The organism is Leifsonia sp. Leaf336 (assembly GCF_001423695.1).
Lineage (GTDB): Bacteria > Actinomycetota > Actinomycetes > Actinomycetales > Microbacteriaceae > Leifsonia.
Window position 1 is genome coordinate 1,075,644 of sequence record NZ_LMOZ01000001.1, and the last position, 22,597, is coordinate 1,098,240.

At 69.2% G+C, this 22,597-nt stretch carries 24 protein-coding genes and 1 pseudogene; 12 read left to right on the forward strand and 13 right to left on the reverse strand.

Features of this window, described 5'->3' with window-relative positions:
• Positions 1 to 184 precede the first annotated feature (184 nt).
• Entirely contained in the window at positions 185 to 1,534 is a 1,350-nt protein-coding gene (locus ASF88_RS05230) for a PhoH family protein (protein ID WP_442915017.1), read from the forward strand.
• 125 nt (positions 1,535 to 1,659) lie between these two features.
• Entirely contained in the window at positions 1,660 to 2,268 is a 609-nt protein-coding gene (locus tag ASF88_RS05235; RefSeq protein WP_082518758.1) for a prepilin peptidase, read from the forward strand.
• Between the two features lie 89 nt (positions 2,269 to 2,357).
• On the opposite strand, the gene ASF88_RS05240 is transcribed toward ASF88_RS05235, so the two are convergent.
• Genes ASF88_RS05240 through xseA form a run of 5 tightly spaced genes read right to left on the reverse strand, consistent with a single transcriptional unit; the run spans position 2,358 to position 6,678 of the window.
• Positions 2,358 to 3,764 (reverse strand): class II fumarate hydratase, encoded by a 1,407-nt coding sequence (locus ASF88_RS05240; RefSeq protein WP_082518759.1) that lies wholly within the window; start codon positions 3,762 to 3,764, stop codon positions 2,358 to 2,360.
• Between the two features lie 31 nt (positions 3,765 to 3,795).
• Positions 3,796 to 4,464, reverse strand: a complete 669-nt coding sequence (locus ASF88_RS05245; protein ID WP_055915139.1) for a carbonic anhydrase — start codon at positions 4,462 to 4,464, stop codon at positions 3,796 to 3,798.
• Positions 4,465 to 5,136 (reverse strand): DUF4245 domain-containing protein, encoded by a 672-nt coding sequence (locus ASF88_RS05250; RefSeq protein WP_055915142.1) that lies wholly within the window; start codon positions 5,134 to 5,136, stop codon positions 4,465 to 4,467.
• Positions 5,133 to 5,378, reverse strand: a complete 246-nt coding sequence (locus ASF88_RS05255; RefSeq protein ID WP_235493290.1) for an exodeoxyribonuclease VII small subunit — start codon at positions 5,376 to 5,378, stop codon at positions 5,133 to 5,135. The genes ASF88_RS05250 and ASF88_RS05255 overlap by 4 nt, the downstream gene beginning before the upstream one ends.
• Before the next feature lie 10 nt (positions 5,379 to 5,388).
• Positions 5,389 to 6,678, reverse strand: coding sequence for an exodeoxyribonuclease VII large subunit (gene xseA, locus ASF88_RS05260; protein ID WP_200935250.1), 1,290 nt, complete (start codon positions 6,676 to 6,678; stop codon positions 5,389 to 5,391).
• 103 nt (positions 6,679 to 6,781) lie between these two features.
• On the opposite strand from xseA, the gene ASF88_RS05265 reads away from it, so the two are divergent.
• Both ASF88_RS05265 and ASF88_RS05270 read left to right on the forward strand, forming a co-directional pair.
• A complete protein-coding gene (locus ASF88_RS05265; RefSeq protein WP_055916710.1) occupies positions 6,782 to 7,828 on the forward strand; it encodes a 4-hydroxy-3-methylbut-2-enyl diphosphate reductase in 1,047 nt (348 codons plus the stop codon).
• Positions 7,829 to 7,923: 95 nt separating this feature from the next.
• On the forward strand, positions 7,924 to 8,616 hold the full coding sequence (locus ASF88_RS05270; RefSeq protein ID WP_082518761.1) for a CDP-alcohol phosphatidyltransferase family protein: 693 nt from the start codon (positions 7,924 to 7,926) through the stop codon (positions 8,614 to 8,616).
• On the opposite strand, the gene ASF88_RS20910 is transcribed toward ASF88_RS05270, so the two are convergent.
• Both ASF88_RS20910 and ASF88_RS20915 read right to left on the reverse strand, forming a co-directional pair.
• On the reverse strand, positions 8,550 to 9,389 hold the full coding sequence (locus ASF88_RS20910) for a PP2C family protein-serine/threonine phosphatase (protein ID WP_268765641.1): 840 nt from the start codon (positions 9,387 to 9,389) through the stop codon (positions 8,550 to 8,552). The genes ASF88_RS05270 and ASF88_RS20910 overlap by 67 nt on opposite strands.
• Positions 9,381 to 9,743: pseudogene (locus ASF88_RS20915) on the reverse strand (winged helix-turn-helix transcriptional regulator); the annotation flags it as partial. The pseudogene ASF88_RS20915 and the gene ASF88_RS20910, both read right to left, overlap by 9 nt.
• 95 nt (positions 9,744 to 9,838) lie before the next feature.
• On the opposite strand from ASF88_RS20915, the gene ASF88_RS05280 reads away from it, so the two are divergent.
• Positions 9,839 to 10,711, forward strand: a complete 873-nt coding sequence (locus ASF88_RS05280; protein ID WP_055915151.1) for an SDR family oxidoreductase — start codon at positions 9,839 to 9,841, stop codon at positions 10,709 to 10,711.
• 4 nt (positions 10,712 to 10,715) lie between these two features.
• Here the strand turns inward: ASF88_RS05280 and ASF88_RS05285 are convergent, their stop codons facing one another.
• Both ASF88_RS05285 and fbaA read right to left on the reverse strand, forming a co-directional pair.
• Entirely contained in the window at positions 10,716 to 11,429 is a 714-nt protein-coding gene (locus ASF88_RS05285) for a DUF6264 family protein (RefSeq protein ID WP_200935229.1), read from the reverse strand.
• An 18-nt stretch (positions 11,430 to 11,447) separates the two neighbouring features.
• Complete coding sequence (gene fbaA / locus ASF88_RS05290; protein ID WP_055915154.1) at positions 11,448 to 12,476, reverse strand: class II fructose-bisphosphate aldolase; 1,029 nt, start codon at positions 12,474 to 12,476, stop codon at positions 11,448 to 11,450.
• Between the two features lie 199 nt (positions 12,477 to 12,675).
• Here fbaA and glpX point away from each other — a divergent pair, with 199 nt between their 5' ends.
• Positions 12,676 to 13,677, forward strand: a complete 1,002-nt coding sequence (gene glpX, locus ASF88_RS05295; protein WP_055915155.1) for a class II fructose-bisphosphatase — start codon at positions 12,676 to 12,678, stop codon at positions 13,675 to 13,677.
• A 3-nt stretch (positions 13,678 to 13,680) separates the two neighbouring features.
• Here the strand turns inward: glpX and rmuC are convergent, their stop codons facing one another.
• The gene (rmuC, locus tag ASF88_RS05300) at positions 13,681 to 15,114 is read right to left on the reverse strand and encodes a DNA recombination protein RmuC (protein WP_055915158.1); all 1,434 of its coding nucleotides are present in this window, start codon (positions 15,112 to 15,114) and stop codon (positions 13,681 to 13,683) included.
• 82 nt (positions 15,115 to 15,196) lie between these two features.
• Positions 15,197 to 15,778, reverse strand: coding sequence for an exonuclease domain-containing protein (locus ASF88_RS05305; RefSeq protein ID WP_055915161.1), 582 nt, complete (start codon positions 15,776 to 15,778; stop codon positions 15,197 to 15,199).
• Between the two features lie 100 nt (positions 15,779 to 15,878).
• Between ASF88_RS05305 and ASF88_RS05310 the strand changes: the two genes are divergently transcribed.
• On the forward strand, positions 15,879 to 16,625 hold the full coding sequence (locus tag ASF88_RS05310; RefSeq protein WP_055915164.1) for a class I SAM-dependent methyltransferase: 747 nt from the start codon (positions 15,879 to 15,881) through the stop codon (positions 16,623 to 16,625).
• A gap of 131 nt (positions 16,626 to 16,756) precedes the next feature.
• Positions 16,757 to 17,830 (forward strand): redox-regulated ATPase YchF, encoded by a 1,074-nt coding sequence (gene ychF, locus ASF88_RS05315; RefSeq protein WP_055915169.1) that lies wholly within the window; start codon positions 16,757 to 16,759, stop codon positions 17,828 to 17,830.
• A 54-nt stretch (positions 17,831 to 17,884) separates the two neighbouring features.
• Here ychF and ASF88_RS05320 read toward each other — a convergent pair whose 3' ends face one another.
• Complete coding sequence (locus ASF88_RS05320; RefSeq protein ID WP_055915172.1) at positions 17,885 to 18,508, reverse strand: hypothetical protein; 624 nt, start codon at positions 18,506 to 18,508, stop codon at positions 17,885 to 17,887.
• 210 nt (positions 18,509 to 18,718) lie between these two features.
• Positions 18,719 to 19,216 carry a DUF427 domain-containing protein gene (locus tag ASF88_RS05325; RefSeq protein ID WP_055915175.1) on the reverse strand — a complete coding sequence of 166 codons (498 nt, stop codon included), beginning with the start codon at positions 19,214 to 19,216 and terminating at the stop codon, positions 18,719 to 18,721.
• Positions 19,217 to 19,266: 50 nt separating this feature from the next.
• On the opposite strand from ASF88_RS05325, the gene ASF88_RS05330 reads away from it, so the two are divergent.
• From ASF88_RS05330 to ASF88_RS05345, 4 genes are all read left to right on the forward strand, one after another.
• The gene (locus tag ASF88_RS05330) at positions 19,267 to 19,863 is read left to right on the forward strand and encodes an LON peptidase substrate-binding domain-containing protein (RefSeq protein WP_200935251.1); all 597 of its coding nucleotides are present in this window, start codon (positions 19,267 to 19,269) and stop codon (positions 19,861 to 19,863) included.
• A 348-nt stretch (positions 19,864 to 20,211) separates the two neighbouring features.
• Complete coding sequence (locus tag ASF88_RS05335; protein WP_055915181.1) at positions 20,212 to 21,120, forward strand: Abi family protein; 909 nt, start codon at positions 20,212 to 20,214, stop codon at positions 21,118 to 21,120.
• Positions 21,121 to 21,181: 61 nt separating this feature from the next.
• Entirely contained in the window at positions 21,182 to 22,021 is an 840-nt protein-coding gene (locus ASF88_RS05340) for a hypothetical protein (RefSeq protein WP_082518763.1), read from the forward strand.
• A 70-nt stretch (positions 22,022 to 22,091) separates the two neighbouring features.
• The gene (locus tag ASF88_RS05345; RefSeq protein WP_157498242.1) at positions 22,092 to 22,550 is read left to right on the forward strand and encodes a hypothetical protein; all 459 of its coding nucleotides are present in this window, start codon (positions 22,092 to 22,094) and stop codon (positions 22,548 to 22,550) included.
• The last annotated feature ends 47 nt before the right edge of the window (positions 22,551 to 22,597 follow it).

The following is a 22,597-nucleotide window of genomic DNA, read 5'->3' on the forward strand; positions in this document are numbered from 1 at the left end:
AAGTTCATCTGAACGAAACACGACACGCGGTCGTGGGCGCCTCCGGTGTCGGCCGTGCGGCGTACTTTCGACTCATCGGGCACGGCGCCCGATCGAGACGGCCACATAAGTTCGTTTCGGAACCCACTGGCCGGCTCGCCAAAGAATCCGCCGGCTCCTGCGGAAGCGGAGCGGCGGGGTGGGAGTGGTCGTGGCTGAATCAGGAACCCGGCAGTTCGAGTCGGCATCGAGCGGCATCCGTCAGAGCGAGCGCACATACGTGCTCGACACATCGGTGCTGCTGTCCGACCCCAAGGCGATCTTCCGGTTCGCCGAGCACGCTGTCGTCATCCCTGTCGTCGTCGTGAGCGAGCTGGAGGGCAAGCGGAACGATCCGGAGATCGGGTACTTCGCGCGGCAGGCGCTGCGCAATCTGGACGACCTGCGCGTCCAGCACGAACGGCTCGACTTCCCGATCCCGGTCGGTGACGGCGGCTCGCTGCGCGTGGAGCTCAACCACTCGAACATGTCGGTGCTGCCGAGCGGCATGCAGCTCGGCGACAACGACTCCCGCATCCTCGCGGTCGCGATGAACCTCGCGAACGACGGGTTGGCCGTGACGGTCGTCTCCAAAGACCTCCCGATGCGCGTGAAGGCGTCGTCGATCGGTCTGGCGGCCGAGGAGTACCGGCACGAGCAGGTCGTCGACAGCGGATGGACCGGACTCGCCGAGATCTCTCTCGGGAGCGACCAGATGAGCTCCCTCTACGAAGAGGAGTGGATGCGCACCCCGCTCGTCGACGGCCTCCCGGTGAACACCGGCCTCATCGTGCACTCCGACCGCGGGTCCGCCCTCGGACGGGTCGTGGCGGCCGGCGAAGTGAAGCTCGTCCGCGGCGACCGCGATGTCTTCGGACTCCACGGCCGCAGCGCGGAGCAGCGGCTGGCGATCGACCTCCTGCTCGACCCCGAGGTGGGCATCCTGTCGCTCGGCGGCCGGGCCGGCACCGGCAAATCGGCGCTGGCGCTCTGCGCCGGTCTGGAGGCCGTGCTCGAGCGGCAGCAACACAAGAAGATCATGGTCTTCCGGCCGCTGTACGCGGTGGGTGGACAGGAGCTCGGGTACCTGCCGGGCGACCAGGGGGAGAAGATGAACCCCTGGGGCCAGGCGGTCTTCGACACCTTGGGCGCGCTCGTCTCGCAGAACGTGCTGGACGAGGTCCTCGACAGGGGCATTCTGGAGGTGCTGCCGCTGACGCACATCCGCGGCCGTTCGCTGCACGACGCGTTCGTGATCGTCGACGAGGCGCAGTCGCTGGAGCGCAATGTGCTGCTCACGGTGCTGAGCCGGGTCGGTCAGAACTCGCGCGTCGTCCTGACGCACGATGTGGCGCAGCGGGACAACCTGCGCGTCGGTCGGCACGACGGTGTCGCGTCGGTGATCGAGACGCTGAAGGGTCACCCCCTGTTCGCGCACATCACCCTGACCAGGTCGGAGCGTTCGGCCATCGCGGCGCTCGTGACCGAGATGCTGGAGGGCAACGAGCTCGCCTGAGCGCGACCCCGGTCTTCTGATGAAGGCCGGGGTGAAAGAACCCGCCTCCCTGTGGTGAGTTCCAGGATTCTCGTATTTCCTGTGGAATCGTGATCCCGCCAGGACCTCACGCCTAGCGTGAGGGCATGGGGGAACAAATGATCCGGATCGCCCTCGCGGCCGGTCTGGGCGTCGCACTGCTGGGGGCACGCGACGCCGGACCGGCCGCGGTGGGAGCGCTCTATGTCGCCGCCGTGACGGCAGCGCTCGTGCAGTACGACCTGCGGCAACGGCGACTGCCGGACGCACTCGTGCTGCCGGGGCTGGCGTTCGCGGCTCTGGGAGCGCTGTGGAGTGCGCTGAGCGCCTCGAGCGGTATCGCGGTGGTGGTCACGGCCGCCCTGTGCGGGCTGGGAGTGCTGCTGGCGTTCCTGGTGCTCGCCTCCGGCGGCGGCCTCGGCATGGGAGACGTGAAGCTCGCGGCGCTGCTCGCAGCGGCGCTGGGTGCTCTGGTGGCCGGGCGTGGGCCGCCGACGGGGGAGGGCGCCGTCGACGTGGCCGCCGTCGGCGCGGTCGTCGACGTGGCCGCCGTCGGCGCGGTTGTCGCGTGGGTGCTGGCGTCGCTCGTGCTCGGGGGGATCGCGGCGGGGCTGGTGCTGCGGTCGCGCGCCGGCATCCTGGGTGGCACGTCGCCCGAGCTGCCGTTCGGGCCGGTCCTGCTGGTTACGTTCTGGGCGGTTGCGCTCGGGTGGTGAACTGCAGCTGCAGCGAGGCGCCCCTTCCGCACGGGAAGGGGCGCCTCGAAGGGGAGTCGTGTGCTCGGTAGTCGTCTGCTCGGTGCCGCTCAGCCCGGGTGGGTCATGCTGAGCACGTCGAGAGCCGTGTCCAGCTGCTCTTCGGTGACCTCGCCGCGCTCGACGAAGCCGAGGTCGATCACGGCCTCCCGCACGGTCATGCCCTGCGCGACCGCGTGCTTGGCCACCTTGGCGGCCGCCTCGTAGCCGATCACCCGGTTGAGCGGCGTCACGATCGACGGGCTCGACTCGGCGAACGCGCGAGCGCGGTCGAGGTTGGCCTCCAGGCCGGTGACGGTCTTGTCGGCGAGCACGCGGCTCGCCTGCGTGAGCAGACGGATCGACTCCAGCAGGGCGGTGCCCATGACCGGGATCGCCACGTTGAGCTCGAAGAGACCGGAGGCGCCGCTCCAAGCGATGGTGGCGTCGTTGCCGACGACACGGGCGGCGACCATCAGCACGGCCTCCGGGATGACGGGGTTGACCTTGCCCGGCATGATCGACGATCCCGGCTGCAGGTCGGGGATGTGCAGCTCGCCGAGACCGGTGTTCGGGCCCGACCCCATCCAGCGGAGGTCGTTGCAGATCTTGGTCAGGCTGACGGCGATCGTGCGCAGAGCACCGGAGGCCTCCACCAGGGCGTCGCGGTTGGCCTGCGCCTCGAAGTGGTTGCGCGCCTCGGTGATGGGCAGCTCGGTCTCGGCGGTCAGCAGCTCGATCACGAGCTGCGGGAAGCCGAGCGGGGTGTTGATGCCGGTGCCGACGGCGGTGCCGCCGAGCGGAACCTCCGCCACGCGCGTCAGTGCGGCCTGCACGCGCTCGATGCCGTACCGGATCTGCGCCGCGTACCCGCCGAACTCCTGGCCGAGCGTGACCGGCGTGGCATCCATGAGGTGAGTGCGGCCCGACTTGACGGCCGTGGCCCACAGCTGCGCCTTCTCCTCGAGCGCCACCGCGAGGTGGTCGAGCGCGGGGATGAGGTCGTCGATCAGCGCGCCGGTGACCGCGATGTGCACCGAGGTCGGGAAGACGTCGTTCGACGACTGGGACGCGTTCACCTGGTCGTTCGGGTGCACCGGACGGCCGAGGCGGCGGGAGGCCAGCGTCGCCAGGACCTCGTTCATGTTCATGTTCGACGACGTGCCGGAGCCGGTCTGGTACACGTCGATCGGGAAGTCCCCGTTGTGGGCGCCGCTGACGACCTCGTCTGCGGCGGCGGCGATAGCCTCGGCGACGTCCGCGTCGAGGACGCCGAGACGTGCGTTGGCGAGCGCGGCCGACTTCTTGATGCGGGCGAGAGCGGCGATCTGAGCCGGCTCGAGAACCGAGCCCGAGATCGGGAAGTTCTCGACGGCGCGCTGCGTCTGAGCGCCGTACAGGGCTGCTGCGGGAACCCGCACTTCGCCCATCGTGTCGTGCTCGATGCGGTAATCGGTACCCGCCTGGGTGTCCACCACGGTGTGTTTATCCTTTCTGAGCGCGGGCGCGTCAGCGCACGTGCGATGAGTCGGCGACCGGTTCGGTCATACCGACGACGGCGTCGGGAACGACCCGGCCCTCCTGGAGCCGGTAGTTCGCCCCGACGATGGCGAGAAGATTGGCGGCGACGGCGTCGCTGAGGATCTCGGACCGGGCGAGCAGCTCGCCCACGGTGTCGCGCAGGTGCTCCTTGCCGACGTCGGACGCGTCGACCTCCGACGGGACGACGGACTGGTCGGCCGGGACGCCGGCGACGCGGTGCACCGCGGGCAGGATCGGCGAGATGAGCTGGGCGATGCGCGGAGGCAGCGGCTCGGCGTCGGCGGCTTGGGACGCGATGGCGGACGCGACGGCGCCGCACGCGTCGTGGCCGAGCACGACGATGAGCGGCACGTTCAGCACGGCGACGGCGTACTCGAGGGAGGCGATCGCCGAGTCGGAGGCCACCTGGCCGGCGTTGCGCACCACGAATGCATCGCCCAGGCCGAGGTCGAAGATGATCTCTGCCGCCAGGCGCGAGTCGGCGCAGCCGAAGATCGCGGCAACCGGGTTCTGCCCCTGGGCGAGCGTCTCCCGGCGTTCGACGTCTTGACGCGGGTGCTGCGGGGTGCCGGATACGAAGCGCTCGTTGCCGGCCAGCAGCTCGTTCCAGACGCGGCCTGGGCGGGTCGTGGGCATCTACTTACCTCCTGGGGTCGGGGATCCGAGGGTGTGCAGCTGGTCGGTCAGCGCCGATGCGGCCGTCGCGAACTCGTCGCCGCTCGCAGTGCCGAAGACGACGACGGTGCTTTTGCCGGCGGTCGTCGCCAGCGCGTACGCGACGTTGCCCGCGCCGGAGCCCGCCGAGCGGTTGTCGTAGACGTCCCATTTCACGCCGTCGATCTCGCGGGTGCCCGCGATGCGCGTGCGGTTCACCTGGTCGGCGACCCAGCTGTCGTTCGCGTCGAAGCCCTGGACGATGCCGATGTACTGGCCCTTGGGCGTCAGGAGGCCGATGTACCAGGCGTCGACCCCGTCGGAGGTCTTGGTGCGCAGCTCCGCGCTGTTCGACTTCCAGCCGGAGGGGAGCTGCGGAACGACCAGCCGGTCAGGCTCGCTGCCCTGCGCCTGCTGGGCGACGGCGGCGTAGTCGACCGGCGGCGTGGAGGCCGTCGGGTTGCCCCTGGGCACGACCAGGACGATGACGGCGACCAGAGCCACGGTCGCGATGAGCGAGTAGACGAGGTTGTTGACCGTCTGCCGGTTGCGGTGGTTCGCCGTGTTCTGCGCCTTGCGCGCGGCGGTCTCCTCGGCCGTCTCGGGACGCCCGAGCTCGGCGACGACCGCCGGTGGTTTGGTGCGAGGGCTCATTCGCCCGGCACCCCCGCGGCGCCGGAGACGTTCGAGGCGACAGCGCCGGCGCGCGCGGCGTCAAGTCGCGCCTTCGCTCCGATCAACCACTCCTCGCAGTGGCGGGCCAACGCCTCGCCGCGCTCCCAGAGGGCGATCGACTCCTCCAGGGTGATGGACCCCTGCTCCAGCTCCCCGACGACGCGGATGAGCTCGTCGCGCGCCTCCTCATACGTGAGCGCGCTGATCTCAGGGGTGGGCATGCTCACCATTCTATTTGTCTCGCTGGGCGGCCGCTGGATCGGTCGATGCGCGCTCGGCGCGGGCAGCGCCTCCCTCGGTCGCGGGCGACTCCAGTCGTTGGCCGGCGGTCGCGGCGAACGCGCCTCCCGCGACGGTCACGCGCACTGTCGCACCCTCCGGAGCCTCGGCCGGAGAGGCGACCACATGGCCCGCCGCGTTCTGCACGATCGCGTAGCCGCGGTCGAGAGTGCCCTGCGGCGAGAGCGCCCGCAGCCGGCCACGCAGGTCGGCGATCCGGGTGCTCTCGCGATCGGCCAGGCGTTCCACGAGCTCGGCGCCGCGGGCGACCTGGCGGGTGAGTTCCTGCGCGCGGGAGTCGATGATCCAGCCCGACGACGCGAGCGCCGGGCGCGTGCGCAGATGGCCGATGCGGTCGATCTCGTGGTTCAGGAGGTGCGTGAGCCGCATCCCGATCCGCGAGCGCGCCTGCTGGACGCGGGCGAGTTCCTCCGCGACGTCGGGCACGACGCGCTTCGCGGCATCGGTGGGAGTGGAGGCCCGCAGGTCGGCGACGTCGTCGAGCAGTGGGCGGTCGGCCTCGTGGCCGATGGCGCTCACGATCGGCGTCGTCGCCTCCGCCGCGGCGCGGACCACCCGTTCGTCGCTGAAGCCGAGGAGGTTCTGGAAGTCGCCGCCTCCGCGCGCGACGATGATGACCTCCACGTCGGGATCGGCGTCGAGGGCGCGGATGGCGGCCACCACTTCGGCCGGCGTCCGGTCGCCCTGGACGGCCGCGTGCACGACGCGGAACCGCACCTGCGGCCAGCGCAACTGCGCGTTGCGGAGAACGTCTTTCTCGGCGTCGGAGTCTTTGCCGGTCACCAGTCCGATGGTGTGCGGCAGGAACGGGAGGCGCTTCTTGCGCTCGGCAGCGAACAGCCCCTCGGCCGTGAGCTGCGCACGCAGCCGTTCCAGGCGCTCGAGGAGGTCGCCGAGGCCCACGTGGCGCATGTCGGAGACCTGCATGGTCAGGCTGCCGCCCTTGACCCAGTAGTTGGGCTTGACCGCCGCGATGACCCGGTCGCCCTGCTTGAGATCGGCGGGGATGCGGGCGCGCACGGACGACCAGATCGTAAATGAGATCGTCGCGTCTTCGCGCAGGTCTTTGAGCTTGCCGTAGACGTTGCCGCCCGAGATTCCCCACTGGGTGATCTCGCCCTCCACCCACGCGGTGCCGAGGCGGTCGATCCAGCCGCGGATTCGGTCGGCGAGGAGCGCGACCGGCCAGGGGGCGTCGAGGGTCGGCGGCCCCGGGGTCATCGTCGGCGTGCTGCCTGCGACCTGTGCCACCCGGCCTCCCATTCGTTCTTCAGCGCGCTCCGCGTACGATCGAGGAGTGAGCGACGCGACCATCAGCCTCCCCATGCCCCGGATCCCCGTCAAGCGGGACCCCGGCGCGCGCGGGCGGCTTCAGGATATCCCGGTCCAGGGACACAAGCGCGTGCTGCTGGCCGCCCCCCGCGGGTACTGCGCGGGTGTGGACCGCGCCGTCGTCGCCGTGGAGAAGGCGCTGGAGCACTACGGCGCCCCGGTTTACGTGCGCAAGCAGATCGTGCACAACGTGCACGTCGTGTCCGAGCTGGAGCAGCAGGGCGCGATCTTCGTGGACGAGGTCGACGAAGTGCCGACCGGCGCCCACGTCGTGTTCTCCGCCCACGGGGTGTCGCCCGCGGTCGTGAACGCCGCGGCCGACCGCGGTCTCCTCGCGATTGACGCCACCTGCCCCTTGGTCACGAAGGTGCACCGGGAGGCCGTGCGCTTCGCCCGCGACGACTTCGAGATCCTCCTCATCGGCCACGAGGGCCACGAGGAGGTCGAAGGCACCGCAGGCGAGGCTCCCGATCACGTCACGCTCGTGAACGGCCCGGACGACGTCGATCGCATCGAGGTGAAGGACCCCGACAAGGTGGTCTGGCTGTCGCAGACGACGCTGTCGGTCGACGAGACGATGGAGACGGTGCGCCGGCTCCGCGAGCGCTTCCCCAACCTCCAGGACCCGCCGAGCGACGACATCTGTTACGCGACGCAGAACCGCCAGGTCGCGATCAAGAAGGTGGCGGAGGACGCCGACCTCGTGATCGTGGTCGGCTCCGCGAACTCGTCCAACTCGGTGCGCCTCGTGGAGGTCGCGCTCGAGTACGGCGCGAAGGCCGCCTACCGCGTCGACTACGCGAGCGAGATCCGCCAGGAGTGGCTCGACGGCGTCGCGACCGTCGGCGTGACCAGCGGCGCCTCGGTGCCGGAGGTGCTGGTGCAGGAGGTCCTCGCGGACCTCTCCGGCGCGGGCTACGCCGAGGTGCAGGAGGTCAAGACGGCGGAGGAGGACCTCATGTTCTCGCTGCCCAAGGAGCTCCGCAAAGACATCACCGGTCGCCAAGACGCGCGAGCGCTGGGCGGACGCGGCCGCTGAGGCCGCCGCTGGTCCCTCTGGCTGACAATCCGGGCTGGCTGACAATCCAGTGACAGTCAAAAATATCTGAAGCCTAGCGGGCTAGCCTCTAGTACATGAGGTCTCGAAGGCACGGCGCAGCTGACCAGAGCGGGACGGCTCCCGCGACCGGACCGCTGTGGGCGGGGTTCGGCGAGCAGTGGATGCTGGTGCCGAACCTCGTCACCTATGCGCGTGGCCTCCTCCTGCCGGTCTTCGCCGTGCTGCTCGCGCACGACGCCTACGGCTGGGCGCTGGCGGCGCTGGCGATCATCGGACTGAGCGATTGGCTCGACGGGTATCTCGCCCGGAAGCTCGATCTCGTCTCGCGGCTGGGACAGTGCCTCGACCCGCTGCTCGATCGCGTGGCCATGATCGTGATCGTCATCAGCTGCACTGCGGTCGGGCTCACACCCTGGTGGCTCGTGGCCGTGCTCGTGACACCGGCGCTCGCACTCGGCTGCATCGTCCTGGTGCATCCATCGGGGCGGCGCATCCTGCAGCCGACGATGATCGGCAAGTGTCGCACGGCGTTGCTGTTCACCGGCTTCCCCCTGCTGATCCTCGCGGCCCCGCAGGCGCTCGACTCCATCGCGCTGACGGTGGTGGCCGGCGTGCTGCTCGCATTCGGCTCGGCCGGCCACCTCATGGCGGGAGTGCAGTATGGTCGCGCGCTCCTGGAGGCGGACCAGAGCGACGCCCCTCACGCCTCCAGGGTGCGGGCCGATGCGGGGTCGGCAGCAGCCGAGCCTCCGAAGGCCGCGCGATAGACCGGAGGATCGACGAGCTCGACCACGTCCGCAACGACAACCGTCACGTTGTCGCGGGCACGGTGGCGGAGCGCGAGAGCGACGAGCGCATCCGCGGCGTCCTGCGGGGTCACGGCGGCGACCAGGGTGTCGGCGACCTCCAGGACGGGCACGTAGTCGGTGAGCCCGTCGCTCGCCAGCAGCCAGCGATCGCCGCGCCGCAGCGGCTGCGCCGCGACGTGCAGAGCGGCCGCGTCCTCCGGGTCCCCACCGAGCACGTGGGTCACGACCGAGCGCAGGGGATGGTCGGCGACTTCGGCCTCCCGGATCGCGCCGGAGGCCAACAGCTCGCGCACCAACGAGTCGTCTTCGGTGATCTGCGCGAGCGCGCCGTCGCGGAGCCGGTAGGCGCGGGAGTCGCCGGTGTGGGCGACGAGCGTCTGCTCGCCGTCGGAGAAGAGCCCGACGAGCGTGGTCGCCATCCCGGCCAGCGCGGCGTCCATCCGCACCCGCAGCGCGAGGTCGGCGTTGGCGATGGCGATCAGTTCACGGAGCCGCTCCTCGCCGGGGAGGCGGCCCTCGGTCGCGTCCAGCATCGACGCGAGCCGGATCGCGACGGTCGCCGACGCGACCTCGCCGCCCGCGTGCCCGCCCACTCCGTCGGCGACGAACGCCGACCAGGAGGACGCGTAGAGCGAGTCCTCGTTGCCGTCCCGGAAGTCCCCGCTGATCGAGGCCTGCCCGGTCTCGAAGCCCAGGGGAGCGGGCGGCGCGGGCGGGATGCCCGCGACGATGTCGTCGGCGTTGCCCGCGATCCACTGCATGAGCGGGAGCAGGTGCGCGGTGACCTCCCTGCCCCGGCCGGTCAGGCTGTAGTCGACGCGCGGCGGAACGGTGGGCTGGGCGGTGCGCAGCACGAAGCCGTCCCGCTCGAGGGTGCGCAGGGTCTGCGCGAGCATCTTCTCGCTGATGCCCTGAACGGTGCGCCGCAGCTCGCCCCAGCGCAGGTCGCTGCGAGCGAGGGCGACGAGCACGAGCACGCCCCAGGTGCTCGTGACGTGATTGAGCACGATGCGCGACGGGCACTCCGACGGGAGCACGCCATCAGTGAAGCCGAGGGCCTCGAACGACGGGAATCTGGTGTCCACGTCAGTAACTTACCGAAAAGTGGGTACCTCCGACAGGGAAGTATCGCGCTCTCCCACCGGTTGCGAAGGGAGACCGAACGAAAGGAACCACCCCCATGACCATCGTCGTCACCGGAGCAACCGGACACCTGGGCCGCCTCACCGTCGACTCCCTGCTCGAGCGCGGGGTACCCGCGGCCGAGATCCGGGCCGTCGGACGCAGCGCGGAGCGACTCGCCCCGCTCGCCGCCCTCGGCGTGCAGACCGCCGTCATCGACTTCGAGGCGCCGGAGACCCTCGACCCGGCCTTCGCCGGTGCCGACGCCCTCCTCCTGGTGTCCGGCTCGGAGGTCGGCCAGCGCATCCCGCAGCACCGCAACGCCATCGACGCGGCCGCGCGGGCCGGTGTCGGCCGGATCGTCTACACGAGCGCTCCGCGCGCGACGGACACCGACCTGATCCTCGCGCCCGAGCACGCCGAGACCGAGCGGCTCCTCGCGGCCTCCGGCCTGCCGGTGACGGTGCTGCGCAACAACTGGTACACCGAGAACTACGCGGGCCAGGTCGACATCGCGGCGGCGACAGGCGAGCTCGTCGGCAGCGCGGGCGACGGTCGGGTGGCCTCCGCCTCCCGCAAGGATTACGCGGAGGCCGCGGCCGTCGTGCTCACCACGGACGGGCACGAAGGAGCGGTCTACGAGCTCGGCGGCGACGTCGCGTGGACGTTCGACGACCTCGCGGCGACGGTCGGCGAGTTGGCGGGCCGCCCGGTCTCCTACCGGTCGGTGACGCCGGAGGAGCACACAGCCGCCCTGCGCGAGGCGGGGCTCGACGAGGGGACGGCGGGCTTCGTCGTCGCGCTCGACGGCAACATCCGCGACGGCGCGCTCGCCGAGGTGACCGGCACCCTGAGCGAGCTCATCGGGCGGCCGACCACCCCGCTGGCTGCAGGGCTCGAGGAGGCGCGGGAGACCGGCGCCGCGGCCTGACCGTTCAGGACGAGGCCGACACCCCGGGTGTCGGTGTCGTCGTGGGCGTCGTCGTCGGAGTCGGGCTCGTCGGAACGGACGAGCTCGGCCCCGGCGTCGGGGAGATCCCGCTGTAGAAGTCGAGGAGCACCGGATCGGTCGAGAAGATGATCCCGAGGATCACGAAGAGCGTGACCAGCGCGACCACACCGGCGACCAGGGGGATGTAGAACGCGAGCCGCTTCTGCACCAGGAGCCACACCGACAGCCCGGCAGAGATCGCCCAGATGCCGGCCATAACGACGGTGCCCACGGTGATCAGCGGCGCGACCGAGGGGTCTTGCACGTAGGGGCCGAGGTTCTGCGACGAGTGCAGGAGTTCCATCGCCGCCGGCAACGCCTGCAGTGTGCCGATCGAGTACGTCATGCCGAAGAACCCGATGACGAGCATCACGATCGTGAACGTCAGGTTCCAGCGCGGTGCGTCGGCGCGCAGCTGGGGGCCGGCGGCGTATGGCCCCTGGGCGTGCGGCCCCTGGGCGTGCTGACCCGGCCCCGCCGGCGGCTGCGGCGGCGCGGGAGGTTGCTGCTCGACCTCCGATGCCGCCGGACTGTGGTGCGTGGTGTCCAGGCGGTCGGCGTCCTGAGGCGGACGCCACACCCAGCCGGGGGGCGCGAGCTCGCCGTACTTCGGGCGCGGACGTTCGTCCGGCCGTTTCTCCGGGTCGTGCTCGCTCATTCCCCCCTGCCTTCTGGACTACTTGCCGGAGTGCCCGGCGCTGCCCAGCTGCTGCGTGGCCTCGATGACGCGTGCTGCCATGGCGGTCTCGGCGACCTTGCCCCAGGCGCGCGGGTCGTACGCCTTCTTGTTGCCGACCTCGCCGTCCACCTTGAGCACGCCGTCGTAGTTCTCGAACATGTAGCCGGCAACGGAGCGGGTGAACGCGTACTGGGTGTCGGTGTCGATGTTCATCTTGACGACGCCGTTGCGGACCGCCTCGGCGATCTCCTCGTCGGTCGAGCCGGAGCCGCCGTGGAAGACGAGGTCGAGCGGCTTCGGGCCGGTGCCGTACTTGGTGGCGAGGCCGTCCTGGATCTCCTTGAGGAGCTCGGGGCGCAGCTTGACGTTGCCCGGCTTGTAGACGCCGTGCACGTTGCCGAAGGTCAGGGCGGCCATGTAACGGCCGTTCTCGCCGAGACCGAGGGCCTCCACGGCCTGCTCGACATCGCCGAGGGTCGTGTAGAGCGCCTCGTTGGATCCCTCGTGACGCACGCCGTCCTCCTCGCCGCCGACGACGCCGATCTCGACCTCGAGGATGGCGTTGATGGCCTTGGTGCGCTTGATCATCTCCTGCGCGATCTCGAGGTTCTCGGCCAGCGGCACGGCCGAGCCGTCCCACATGTGCGACTGGAAGATCGGGTTGCGGCCGGCGCGCACCTCCTCCTCGGAGGCGGCGATGAGCGGCAGCACGAAGTCGTCGAGGGCGTTCTTGGGGCAGTGGTCTGTGTGCAGCGCGACCGTGATCGGGTAGTTCTTGGCGACCTCGGTGGCGAACTTGGCGAACGCCAGTGCGCCGGTGGCGCGGGCCTTGACCGTCTGGCCGGCGAAGTAGTCGGCGCCGCCGGTGGTGACCTGGATGATGCCGTCGCTGCCCGCCTCGGTCAGGCCCTGGAGCACGGCGTTGATGGTCTGCGACGACGAGACGTTGAACGCGGGATACGCGAACCCGCCCGCCTTCGCCTTGTCGAGCATCTCTGCGTACTGGTCCGGCGTGGCGATGGGCATTGCGGCTCCTTGAGGGATCGGGGTGTCGAACGGGTCTCATCATACCGAGGCGGCCGGTGCGGCCTGCCGTCGATGAACGTTCACCCGGGTAGGGGTGCGCGGCGACCGCGCGCGGATACACTGGCATCGCCGTCGTCCGGCGGCTGACACCGTCGTTCGATTCGCGGTGTCGTACTCGATTCGTCCGGGAGGACCCATCATGACCAGCACCGACACCGCGACCCTCTTCCTGCATCCCGATCGGAACCTGGCGATGGAGCTGGTGAGGGCGACCGAGGCCGCCGCCATCCGTGCGACGCCGTGGATCGGGCGCGGTGACAAGAACGCGGCCGACGGTGCGGCGGTGGATGCGATGCGCAAGTTCCTCGGCACGGTCAACTTCGACGGTCTGATCGTGATCGGCGAGGGCGAGAAGGACAACGCGCCGATGCTGTTCAACGGCGAGCACGTCGGCAATGGCAGGGGCCCGGCGTGCGACATCGCCGTCGACCCGATCGACGGCACGTCGCTGACGGCGGCCGGGCGCCAGAACGCGCTGTCGGTGATCGCGGTCTCGGATCGCGGGACCATGCTGGACGCCTCCAGCGTGTTCTACATGGACAAGATCGTCACCGGCCCTGAGGGCCGCGGGGTCGTGGACCTGTCGCAGCCGATCGGCGACAACATCCGGGAGCTGGCGAAGGCCAAGGGCAAGCCGGTCGGCGAGATCCGCGTCGCGGTGCTCGACCGGCCGCGCCACGAGGGACTGATCGAGGAGATCCGCGCGGCCGGCGCCGGCACGCGGCTGATGCTCGACGGCGACGTGGCCGGCGGCATCAACGCAGCCCGCTACGAGTCGCGCATCGACATGTGCGTCGGCATCGGCGGCAGCCCGGAGGGCATCACGACCGCGTGCGCGATCAAGGCGATCGGCGGCTTCATGCAGGGTCGGCTGGCGCCCAAGGATGACGCCGAGCGCGCCGGCGGCATCGCGGCCGGTCTCGACATGGACCGCATCTACGGTGCGGACGACCTGGTGAAGGGCGACAACACCTTCTTCGTCGCGACCGGCGTCACCGACGGCGGCCTCGTGGAGGGCGTGCGCCGCAAGGGCCCGATCATCCGCACCGAGTCGATCGTGCTGCGCTCCAAGTCGGGCACCATCCGCCGCGTCTCCGCCGACCACCTCGCGGAGAAGTGGCTGTCGCCGGACGAGCTGTGAGCGTCAGGCGGCGCCGGACTCGGCGTCGCCTGCTTCGGCGCGCTGCTTCTCTTCGAGAGCGAGCTTGTCGATGCCGTGCATGTCGCGCGCGTCGTCGGGGGAGGCCTCTGAGTGCACGCGGACCTCGGCCTGCGCCTCCAGCTCGTTGACGAGTTCGAACGCGGTGAGCTCGCGCGGGGCTTCTTCGATGCCCTCCAGCACGCCGATGATCTTCGATTCGTCGTACGCTCCCAGCTTGCGCGCGGCCGGGAAGACCTGTCGCTCGAACGAGCCGACGAAGCCGTTGTAGTCCTTGACCGTGCGTTCGATCGAGCGGCCGAGCTTCTCGATGTGGCCGGCTGTCGTGGCCAGTCGCGTGTAGAGCGTGCGGCTGAGGTCGAAGAGCTCTTTGGCCTCCTTCGTCAGCACATCCTGCTGCCAGCTGAACGCGACCGTCTTGAGCACCGACCACAGAGTCACCGGCGACGCGAGGGCGACGCGCTTGCCGAACGCGAACTCCATGATCGACGGGTCGGCCTCCATCGCCGACGAGACCAGCGACTCGCTCGGGATGAACGCGATCACCAGCTCGGGGGAGGACTCCAGGCCCGTCCAGTACGCCTTGCTGCCCAGCGTGGTGATGTGATCGCGGACCGCCTTGACGTGCTGCTTGAGGAGCGCCTCGCGCTGCGCCCCCTCGGTGCCGGTCGCCGTCGCCGGGATCTGGCTGGCCTCGAGATAGGCGTTGAACGGCACCTTGGCGTCGAGCGCGATGCTCTTGCCGCCGGGGAGCCGGATGATCATGTCGGGCCGGCCGGCGCCGGACTCCGAGTGGATGCTCGACTGGACGTCGAAGTCGACCCGCTCGATCAGGCCGGCGGCCTCCACGACACTGCGCAGCTGCGTTTCGCCCCACACACCACGGGTGCTGTTGGAGCGCAAAGCGGACGCCAGCGACTCGGCGGTGCTGCGCAGCCGCTCCTCGGACTCGGCCGCGGAGCGCAGCTGCTGGGTGAGCTGGCCGTGCTGCTGGTGGCGCTGGGTCTCGAGCTCGACGACCTTGCGCTGCATGTCGGTGAGGCTCTCCTTGACGGGCGCGAGGGCTTGCAGCACCTTGCTCTCGGCGCGCTCGCGCTCGCTCTGGGCCAGCGCCTCTGCGCGATGCCGCTCCTCGGTCTCGCGGAGCTGCCCCTGCAGCCCGCGCAGCTGCTCCTGCAGCGCGTCGACGCGAGTGTCGGCGGCGGCGAGGTCGGCGCGCAGCTCCGACTGGACCGCGGCCTCCGCCGCACGCACCTCGACGAGCTCCTTCTCGTGCCGTGCGGCGACGATCGCGGGGCTCTCCGCAGGCTCGGCCGCAGCCTCCCGGCCGCGCAGCAGCCTTGCGACGGCGAACCCCGCCGCTGCGGCGCCGACGATGAGGCCGATGAGAAGGCCGAGAAGGAGGGCGAGTGTGTCCATGGCCTCAGTGTGCCAGGGGCCGCCGACAGCGGCCGGGAGCGCCCGTGGGCGGGCCGGGAAATCGCCGCGCGAGCCCGTCGGGCTATGCGGCGGCGGGGTAGCCGATCCGGCCGATGCGGGCGCCGGTGAGCGCTGCGAGGTCGTCGATCGTCGCGGCCTCGTGGCGGCGGGCGGAGTGCACCACGATCGCGGCGCAGGCCTCGGCGTCGGCGAGGGCGTCGTGGTGGTGGAAGTCGTCGAAGCCCGCTGCCATCGCCGCCACCGGGAGGCGGTACGACTCGAGGTGGTACGTGCGGCGGGCGACCTGGAGGCTGCACAGGTAGCGGTATTCGGGGCAGGAGACGAAGGTGGCGGCGCACGCCGCGCGGATCACTCCCATGTCGAAGCCGGCGTTGTGCGCGACGAGATGGTCGTCCTCCGCGAACTCGACCAGGTCGGCCAGCTGGTCGACCCAGGTCGCCGCTCCGGCCACGTCCTCCGGACGGATGCCGTGGATGCGGACGTTCCACTCCTGGAACACATCGTGTCCGAGCGGCGGCCGGATGAACCAGCTCGCGCGGTCGACGACCCGGCCGTCCCGCACCTTCACCAGCCCGACCGAACAGGCGGACGCCGCAGAGGAGTTCGCGGTTTCGAAGTCGATGGCGGTGAAGTCCAATGGCACGCCTGAATGCTTGCATGGTCCACCGACGCCGCCCGCGCGCACCGCCGAGCACGTGCGAAATCGGCGGAGCGGACCCGGAACCCGCGGGTAGGGTCGCGGTATGCGCGAGAGGCGAGAGCGGGTGGAGCATGCGCGGTCGTTCGACCGGGCGGCGGAGGTCTACGAGGCGTCGCGCCCGGGCTACCCGGCGGACGCCGTCGCCTGGCTCACCGACGGCACGGAGGGCCTCGTCGTCGACCTGGGAGCCGGCACCGGCAAGCTGACACGCGCGCTAGTGGAGGCGGGCCGGGAGGTCGTCGCCGTCGACCCGTCGCCGCAGATGCTGGCGGTACTCGGCGAACGTGTGCCGGAGGCCGAGGCGCGGCTCGGGAGCGGCGAGAGCCTCCCGCTGCCCGACGCGAGCGCAGGGCTGGTCGTCGCCGCTCAGGCCTGGCACTGGGTCGACCCGCTGGTCGCCGTGCCGGAGGTCGCGCGGGTGCTGCGGCCGGGCGGCAGGATCGGCCTGGTCTGGAACGACCGCGACGAGAGCGTCGAGTGGGTGCGCGAGCTGGGCGAGCTGATGGGCTCGGGGGACGCCGTGACCGGCGACGAGGAGGACCCGGTGGTCGGGCCTCCCTTCGGGGCGCTGGAGCGCTTCGACGTGCACTGGGTGCAGGCGCTCACGCTCGACGGGCTGCTGGATCTGGCGCGATCGCGCAGCTACTTCATCACCAAGGACCCGGACGCGCAGGCGGCGGTCATCGGCTCGCTGCGCCGCCTCCACGCCGAGCACCCCGACCTCGCCGGCGCCGAGACCATCGAGCTCCCGTACGTGACCCGCTGCTACCGGGCGACGCTGGACGGCTGAAGCTCTTTCCCCCGCCGAGGGGCACGCAAACGCCCCTTCCCACGCATTTTCGGGGCGTTTACGTGCCCCTCGGTCGCCCTCCGGGGCCGGGAGCGGGTCGGGCGCCGCCCCCGCCCGTAGAATGGACGACCGTGGCTCTCACTATCGGTATCGTCGGACTCCCGAACGTCGGCAAGTCGACCCTTTTCAACGCGCTGACCAAGAACGACGCCCTCGCGGCGAACTACCCGTTCGCGACCATCGAGCCGAACGTCGGCGTCGTCAACCTGCCCGACCCCCGCCTGGACAAGCTGGCCGAGCTGTTCAGCAGCGAGCGCATCCTCCCGGCCCCCGTGTCGTTCCTCGACATCGCAGGCATCGTCAAGGGCGCGAGCGAAGGCGAGGGCCTCGGCAACAAGTTCCTCGCGAACATCCGGGAGGCCGACGCGATCGCCCAGGTCGTCCGTGGGTTCTCCGACCCCGATGTCGTGCACGTCGCCGGCAAGGTCGACGCCGCCAGCGACATGGAGACCATCAACACCGAGCTCATCCTCGCCGACCTGCAGACCCTCGAGAAGGCGGAGCAGCGCTACGAGAAGGAGGTCAAGGGCCGCAAGCTGGAGCCGATCGTGCTCGAGACGGCCCGCGAGGCGATCGCGTTCCTGAACGACGGCAAGCCGCTCTCGACCTCCAGCATCGACCTGGAGCCGATCCGCGAGCTGGGGCTGCTCACCGCGAAGCCGTTCATCTACGTCTTCAACGTGGACGAGGACGTGCTGACCGACGACGCCCGCCGAGCGGCGCTCGCCGAACTGGTCGCGCCGGCGCAGGCCGTCTTCCTGGACGCCAAGCTGGAGTCGGAGCTCATCGACCTCGACGCCGCCGACGCCGCCGAACTGTTGGCCTCCACCGGCCAGACGGAGAGCGGGCTCGACCAGCTCGCCCGCATCGGCTTCGACACCCTCGGCCTGCAGACCTACCTGACGGCCGGCCCCAAGGAGTCCCGCGCCTGGACCATCCACAAGGGCTGGAAGGCCCCCCAGGCGGCCGGCGTCATCCACACCGACTTCGAGAAGGGCTTCATCAAGGCCGAAGTCATCTCCTTCGACGACCTCATCGACGCGGGCAGCGTCGCCGAGGCCCGCTCGCGCGGCAAGGCGCGCATGGAGGGGAAGGACTACGTGATGCAGGACGGGGATGTGGTCGAGTTCAGGTTCAACGTGTAGACGGCTCTGGGTTCCCCCTTCTCGAGAGAGTCTGATCGGGAACCCACCACCCGCTTACCCGAGCACCCGCGACCGTCGGTGCCGGGCGGGTTGTGCATCGCGCAGTACAAGTCGTTCGCGCGAATCCGCCGTGATCGACCGCCAGATTGCACCGCGGGCGTAGTCGCGAACGCCCGGCAGCATCCCGCTCGTCGCCGCGGTGATGTACGCGTTGACAACATCTGCCTGGCCGATCGCCCTCGACCGGCGCACCGCCGTCGCCGGGAAGGATCGCGAGCGGCGCCCGCCATCGGCCTCCCACGACAGAAACAGCATCTGAACCGACCGGTAGGCGCTGCCGCGCGTGACGTACCAGCTCTCGTAGTGGACGGCACGGCAGCGTGTTCCGGCATCGAGCGGAATCGTGTACGTGCGGAACCAGCTCTTTACGCGGATGTGCTCGTTCGAGAGATAGACGCCGACGAAGAGGCTGCGCACCGCCGCGAGGGCCAGGGCGGCCATTCCGACCCAGGCCAGCGGACCGAGGTCGCGGTCGACCTGGGGGAGGTCAGGCATCGGCTGAAGCTGCCCGCCCAACATCGCGAGGAGGAACACCACCTGCACCGTTATCGCGGTGACGCGCGTGCCGCGACTGGAACGACGGAGGCGGACGTCGCGCGTGTTCGGGTCGGCAGGCACTCGTCGATCCTGCCAGCATCCGGGACGGGAAGCGCGTCCCCGATCGGGTCACGGCGCCCACCCACACCTGGCGCATTCATGTCGGAGGAGATCGCGGGGCGGCGCGCCGACGAAGTCCTCCCAGAGAGGCCAGGGGAGGAAATCCCCGGGCGATTCTCCTCCACGCGTTCGGAGCACGGATTGTTCTCTCGTGCGGGGTATCCCCGGTGCTCACCAGCCCTGTGACCCGGGCGTCCCTTTGAAGGGCCCGACGACGGAACTCGTGATCCAGCCGCCGTAGAAGCCTCCGGGCTGCGGCGTCACGACCTCGCCGTCGACCGTGCACTCATCCATCTGCTGCGCGTAGACGGCAACGCGATCTCGGAGCGGCTCGAACCCGGGCGACGGATGCGGGTAGTTCCACGCGCAAGCGGGCCGCACCTCGCCTCCGCCGCGCACGTCGAGATATCGTGCGGTGCCCTTGAACTCGCAGAACGTCGAACCGTCGGCGTCGACCAGCGCGCCGGGTACGAAGTCTGCTATCGGGATGTAGTAGACCGGCGGATGGCTGGTCTCGAGCACCCGGACGACGTCTCGGGTTTCAACGATGAGCTGCCCGCCCAGACGGATCGTGACAGGCGCGGTGACGCGCTCGATGCGCGGGGGCCTCGGGTAGTCCCACACAGACTCCTGTCCCGTTCCTGGGATCTCGGGGCGCGGTCGGGACACCTGTTCACTCTATGTCAGCGGTGCTTCACTGGAGCATGGCCGCCTCACCGATGTTCCCGCTCGGATCAGTTCTGTTCCCAAGCGTGGCCATCCCGCTGCGGGTGTTCGAGCCGCGGTATCTCACAATGGTCGGCCGATTGCTCGACGAGGACGAACCGGGGTTCGAGTTCGGCGTCGTCCTCATCGAGCGGGGACCCGAAGCCGGGGGTGGCGACCAGCGCGCCTCGGTGGGGACGATGGCGCGCCTGGTGAGCGCGGCCGCGGGCGCCGACGACCTGCTCATCGTCGGCGTGGGGACCCGGCGGTTCACGGTCGAGCGCTGGCTCGACGACGACCCGTATCCCCGGGCCGCGCTCTCGATGCTGCCGGAGCTGGAGTGGTCCGAGGCGCTCGCACCCCTGCGGGCCGAGGCCGAAGCGGTTGTCCGCCGCGTGATAGCCCGCGTCGCGGAGCCGCAGTCGGATGCCGGCATCGAGCTGTCGGACGATCCCGTCGCAGCCGTGTGGCAACTGGCGGCGCTCGCTCCGCTGGGCGAGTACGACAGGTACACCCTGTTGAGGTCGACATCGATGGGAGGTCTCCTGCGTCAGATGATCGATCTGACCCTCGAGGCGGAGGAGCTCTGGTCCGCCGAAGGAGGCATCTGACCAGCGGTCACCACCTCTGGTCCTTCCGACCGCAAGGAGACCGCGCCGGAATCCTCCTGGCGCCCAGCCGCTTCTGGGGCCGGGACTGAATTCGAATCGTACGTTGTGATCCCGACGGGACCCGGTGGAGTGACGCTTCAATGAGTAGGTGACGCGTTGGTTATTCCGTTTCGAGATCGCATCGGAATGGCCTTTCGCTGGCTCGCTTGAGTCTCGTCGCCAAGCGAACGCGAGGCATGTGGCCTCTGTTGCATTCGCTTGCAGCGATCGCGTAAAGTCGATGTCACTAAGACCGGTTCCGCCTACTTCGGTAGGTCCAGGGCCGGTCCTCATTGTTTGGGCGGTGTAGTGGGCGGGCACGTCAAGGCTTACAAGACCTATGCAGAGCAAGTGCAGATCCTTTCGGGCCGTGGCATGCAGATAGGCGACGAGGAAGTCGCTGTCGCAACACTCCAGAGGGTGAACTACTACCGGTTGAGCGGATACTGGTACCCGTTTCGAAGGCTCGTCAACTCAGCTCGCGGCGATGACTTCTACGAGGGCACCCGCTTTAGCGACGTGGTCGCGCTGTACGACTTCGACGCTCGGCTACGTTCATCGGTGTTTGCCGCTCTTATGCCCGTCGAACTCGCTATCCGCGCCCACGTGGGACACGAGTTGGGACGCATCGATCCGTGTGCGCACCTGGAAGTGTCGAAGCTCGGGCCGACCGCGCGTCAGGGCGATCGTTATGCGAAATGGGTTGATCGCTATAACGTCGAGCTGGACAAGTCTCGCGAGGAGTTCGTCGATCACCACGCGCAGAGGTACGGCGGCCGGTTGCCCGTCTGGGCAGCGACGGAGATCTTGGACTGGGGGAGTCTGACCTTTCTTTTCGGCTTCGCCCCGCGGCAAGCTCAGGACGCAATAGCCGATGCATCCGGACTGACGGCGCCTCAGCTGAGCAGCTGGCTCAAGGCACTCAACCTCGTGCGGAACACGTGTGCGCATCACGGGCGATTGTTCAATCGCGTTCACACCATTTCACCGAAGCTGCCGAAAGTTGGGCACCACCCTGACCTCGACGCCGTATCCACGGACTGGAGCCGCACTTTCGGACAGCTGACGCTTATCCAGTTCCTCGCAGACCGGCTGGGGATCGGGCGCAGCAAATTGCTCCCCGCGGTGCTGAGGAGCTTCCCGTCGATCCAGATCGTTCCGAAGACGCACATGGGCGTACCTGATGGCTGGCAGGAGAGCAGCACGCTTTGGGCCTGAGGTCGAAGCGGTTCGAAGGGCTGCGCGCGTCCGTCAATGCGTGCGGTTCTAGGATCGTGTCGTGTTGCTGACCCAGATGCCTCGACGTCGACTCGGCGTGCCAGAGAACGAAGGAACCCTGAGATTCGCCAAGGCCGATTCGAGGGTTCCCTTCTCGAAAAGGTACCTGTTCTTGGAGGGCACTCCGGCCTTCGAGCTCTCACTCTGGTGCGGCACATGCCCTTTCCTGTTCGAGCGAAAAGATGGTGCTAACGGCACATTGTCCCGTGAGCGCGAGCGGCTGAGCGAGCTGGAGGGGCCACTGGATTCGGTGAGCGCGGACATCATTCAATCGTTCGGCTCTCTCCTGCCCATCGGGGACTACCTGCCGTTGCTTCTTGAGGTGCGACCGCAACTGGTCGCTCCTACCGACGAACGTGACTATTTCACTCATGAGCAGGTCGATACGTGGGGAGTCGACAGCTTCTGGGGACTTCCCGAAAACCCGCGCAGCTTCTACTACCGGACGTTTGAGACAGAGGTCGATCCGAACGAGCATCTCTACGAGTTCATCGTTCCGATGGTGCCCCCGGGCTGGAATGACCAGCATCGGGTGTCCTACTATCTCGATCTCATGCGCGGCGGAACCGTCCCGACTGCGGTCGCGCTGTCAACGTTGGATATCTGTCAGCCCGCGACAGACGTCGAGTCGATCGATTATTACGCGCACTGGGGGCTCACGCACTTCTTGCTCGACGGACACCACAAGGTGCAAGCCGCTGCGGAGTTGGGTGTGCCGCTCCGGCTGCTCGCCTTCGTCAGCCTCGATGACAGTCTCGCGCGCCCGGAAGAGGTTGCCCGAGTTCCGGAGCTGCTTTCTCGGCCTTCGAGGCCGCGACCAACTCGCGGCCTGGGGCGATAACCCCCCAGGTGGCCGTGTTTCGTCACACTCGTCTCGCTGACCGCGGCGCTTCTTGCATATCATTTGCGCGATGAGCGAAACTTCCGACCCGTTGCTTGCCGAAGTTCGGTGGCGATTCGAGTCGTTGCTATCGGGTGGAGAGTCGGCACCTGACGCAGTCCGGTGGTCCCAAGGACAACTCGATCATGAGACGTGGCGCGATGAGGTCACATTCCAAGGCTTGTTGCGTCTGGCAGACCTTGTTGCCGTGACTTGGATCTACGCCGACGACGACCCCGATGCGCACGAACAACTCTTCCGCTCCTATTGGGACTGGATGGAAGTCGTCAGGTGGTACGAAGACGATCCTGCCGGGTGGAAGGCGAACTACTTTCGAGGGCTTATCACCGCGTTCGTCGAACAATTCGGGATTGAGCGTGCAAGAAAAGCTGCCAAGTCGCTTGTGGCCAGCGGCGATCTCGATGAGGAGGAGGTGGCCCGCTGGTTGACATGGGCGCGAACGTCACGCGCCCTCAAGCAACACCGCTGAGTTCCAGTTCCCGGTCGACGACGATTCTGGCTGACTAGTTACCGCTC

What these genes read in the sequence shown, in the direction of transcription:
- ASF88_RS05235 (WP_082518758.1), top strand. Translation starts at nt 1,660, where the DNA reads ATGGGGGAACAAATGATCCGGATCGCCCTCGCGGCCGGTCTGGGCGTC.
- ASF88_RS05245 (WP_055915139.1), bottom strand. Translation starts at nt 4,464, where the DNA reads ATGCCCACGACCCGCCCAGGCCGCGTCTGGAACGAGCTGCTGGCCGGC.
- ASF88_RS05250 (WP_055915142.1), bottom strand. Translation starts at nt 5,136, where the DNA reads ATGAGCCCTCGCACCAAACCACCGGCGGTCGTCGCCGAGCTCGGGCGT.
- ASF88_RS05255 (WP_235493290.1), bottom strand. Translation starts at nt 5,378, where the DNA reads ATGCCCACCCCTGAGATCAGCGCGCTCACGTATGAGGAGGCGCGCGAC.
- xseA (WP_200935250.1), bottom strand. Translation starts at nt 6,678, where the DNA reads ATGACCCCGGGGCCGCCGACCCTCGACGCCCCCTGGCCGGTCGCGCTC.
- ASF88_RS05265 (WP_055916710.1), top strand. Translation starts at nt 6,782, where the DNA reads ATGCCCCGGATCCCCGTCAAGCGGGACCCCGGCGCGCGCGGGCGGCTT.
- ASF88_RS05270 (WP_082518761.1), top strand. Translation starts at nt 7,924, where the DNA reads ATGAGGTCTCGAAGGCACGGCGCAGCTGACCAGAGCGGGACGGCTCCC.
- ASF88_RS05280 (WP_055915151.1), top strand. Translation starts at nt 9,839, where the DNA reads ATGACCATCGTCGTCACCGGAGCAACCGGACACCTGGGCCGCCTCACC.
- ASF88_RS05285 (WP_200935229.1), bottom strand. Translation starts at nt 11,429, where the DNA reads ATGAGCGAGCACGACCCGGAGAAACGGCCGGACGAACGTCCGCGCCCG.
- fbaA (WP_055915154.1), bottom strand. Translation starts at nt 12,476, where the DNA reads ATGCCCATCGCCACGCCGGACCAGTACGCAGAGATGCTCGACAAGGCG.
- glpX (WP_055915155.1), top strand. Translation starts at nt 12,676, where the DNA reads ATGACCAGCACCGACACCGCGACCCTCTTCCTGCATCCCGATCGGAAC.
- rmuC (WP_055915158.1), bottom strand. Translation starts at nt 15,114, where the DNA reads ATGGACACACTCGCCCTCCTTCTCGGCCTTCTCATCGGCCTCATCGTC.
- ASF88_RS05310 (WP_055915164.1), top strand. Translation starts at nt 15,879, where the DNA reads ATGCGCGAGAGGCGAGAGCGGGTGGAGCATGCGCGGTCGTTCGACCGG.
- ASF88_RS05330 (WP_200935251.1), top strand. Translation starts at nt 19,267, where the DNA reads ATGTTCCCGCTCGGATCAGTTCTGTTCCCAAGCGTGGCCATCCCGCTG.
- ASF88_RS05345 (WP_157498242.1), top strand. Translation starts at nt 22,092, where the DNA reads ATGAGCGAAACTTCCGACCCGTTGCTTGCCGAAGTTCGGTGGCGATTC.